The organism is Allostella sp. (assembly GCF_041913585.1).
In the GTDB taxonomy this organism is placed as follows: domain Bacteria; phylum Pseudomonadota; class Alphaproteobacteria; order ATCC43930; family Allostellaceae; genus Allostella.
In genome coordinates this window covers 1-2058 of sequence record NZ_JAYSFE010000275.1, presented here as the reverse complement: position 1 = coordinate 2058, position 2058 = coordinate 1, and the positions used below count along the sequence as shown (strand labels likewise).

Below are 2058 nucleotides of genomic sequence, written 5' to 3'. Positions count from 1 at the left end.
CCTCGCCGCGCTCGACGAAGTCGGTGTGCGGGAACTCCTTGAAGCAGATGATGACATCGGCGGCGGCCAGCCGCTGCTTCGTCAGGTGGCAGTGCGGGTCGAGCTCGCAGCCGATCGGCACGTCCGGACCGACGATCTCGCGGATGCGGGCGAGGATGTCGCCCTCGCAATCGTCGTAGCCGTCGGCGACCATCGCGCCGTGCAGGCCCATCAGCACGATGTCGACCGGCAGGGCGGCGCGAAGCTGGTCCAGGATCTCGTCGCGCAGTTCCTCGTAGGCCTTGCGCACGGTCAGGCCGGCCGGCTGGGCGAAGGAGCAGGTGCCCTCGACCACGGTCCAGCCCTTGGTCCTGGCGCGCTTGCGGGCCGCCCACAGCGGCGAGGTGCAGTTGGTCGGGCGATCGGGATGCTCGCCCGGGCGGGCATAGAAGCCCTCCTTGAAGCTCGCCATGCTGGTCGGCATGGGCGAGAAGGTGTTCGTCTCCGTTCCCAGGGAGGCGGTGAAGCACTTCATCGGCAGGGTCTCTCGGGGCATTGGCGGCAGGCGGTCCGGCACAGATCGCCGGGCGGGGTGGGAACGCTATCATGGGCCGGCCGCGGGATGCGACGGCAAGGTGCGGGCGGATGCGGGTAATCCGCCCGCAGCGGACGGGAGCGGGCGCTCGGCTTGACGGTCCGGGGTTCGCGCGCAACATTCGTCGCGCCCGCCAACCACCGGAAGCGCTGGGACATTGACGAACCGCCGCCTCGTCGTCGGCATCAGCGGCGCCTCGGGCATCGTCTACGGGGTGCGGCTGCTGGAAGTGCTGCGCGACACGCCGATCGAAACCCACCTGGTGATGACCCGGTCGGCGGAGGTGACGCTCGCCTACGAGATGGCGCGCAAGGTGGCCGACATCCATGCCCTGGCCGATGTCGTCCACCGCGCCGACGACATGGGGGCGGCGATCTCGTCCGGCTCCTTCCGCACTCTCGGCATGATCGTGGCGCCCTGCTCGGTGCGCAGCATGAGCGAGATCGCGACCGGGGTGACCTCGGGCCTGCTCGCGCGGGCCGCCGACGTCGTCCTGAAGGAGCGCCGGCGGCTGGTGCTGCTGGTGCGCGAGACGCCGCTCCATGTCGGCCACCTGCGGACCATGACGCAACTGGCGGAGATGGGAGCCATCATCATGCCACCCGTACCGGCCTTCTATGCCCGCCCCGAGAGCGTCGACGACCTGGTGGACCACACGGTCGGCCGCGCCCTCGACCTCTTCGACCTCGACCTCCCCGGCCCCGACCTCGTTCGCCGCTGGGGCGAGACGCCTGCCGACGGCACCGCGCCGGTGCGCCGGTTCCGCCGCACGGCCGGCCAGGACGGCGCCTGATGGCCCGCCTCGCCGCCGCCGCGTTGGCGCTCGCCCTCGCCGCCACCCTGCCGGCCGCGGCCCAGCAGGCGGATTTCGACCAGGGCGTCGCCGCCTACGACCGCGGCGACTTCGCCGAGGCGATCCGCGTCTGGACGCCGCTCGCCCGCAAAGGCGACGTCGCCGCCCAGTTCAACCTCGGCCTCATGTACGAGAAGGGGCGCGGCATCGAACCCGACGCCCAGCGCGCCGCGCAATGGTACCTGACGGCGGCGGAATCCGGGCACGCCAAGTCCGCCTACAATCTCGGCATCCTGCATTCGCGCGGCCTGCTCGGGTCCCCCCGCGACCTCGACGCGGCCGCCAAATGGCTCGAACTGGCGTCCGAGAAGGGAATCCCGCAGGCGCAATACCTGCTGGCGCTGCTGCTCGTCGACCCGGACTACCGCGGCATCAACCCCAACCTGTCCGAGCAGTGGATGCGCAAGGCCGCGGCCGCCGGTCTGCCCGCCGCGCGCGCCCACCTCGCCGAGAAGGAGGCCGAGAAGCCGGCCGTCGCCGCCGCCGCGCCCGCGACGCCGCCGGCCGCAGCACCCGCCCCGCCGCCGGCACCGGCCACCGCCGCAACCCCGCCGGCCCGCCCCACACCGCCGGCGGCCCGGCCGGCGCCGGCCGCGCTCGCGTCTGCCGAAACCGCCCAGACCCAGCCGCC

Annotated in this window: 3 protein-coding genes; 2 read left to right on the top strand and 1 reads right to left on the bottom strand. The window is 72.9% G+C overall.

Annotated features, from left to right (window positions below):
• On the bottom strand, positions 1-514 hold a 514-nt coding region (locus tag ACE3Q3_RS24145), incomplete at its 3' end, for a M81 family metallopeptidase (protein WP_374450380.1).
• 217 nt (positions 515-731) lie between these two features.
• On the opposite strand from ACE3Q3_RS24145, the gene ACE3Q3_RS24140 reads away from it, so the two are divergent.
• Both ACE3Q3_RS24140 and ACE3Q3_RS24135 read left to right on the top strand, forming a co-directional pair.
• Positions 732-1367 carry a UbiX family flavin prenyltransferase gene (locus ACE3Q3_RS24140; RefSeq protein WP_374450378.1) on the top strand — a complete coding sequence of 212 codons (636 nt, stop codon included), beginning with the start codon at positions 732-734 and terminating at the stop codon, positions 1365-1367.
• Positions 1367-2058 (top strand): tetratricopeptide repeat protein (locus ACE3Q3_RS24135; protein ID WP_374450376.1); only part of this gene is annotated, 692 nt, incomplete at its 3' end. The genes ACE3Q3_RS24140 and ACE3Q3_RS24135, both read left to right, overlap by 1 nt.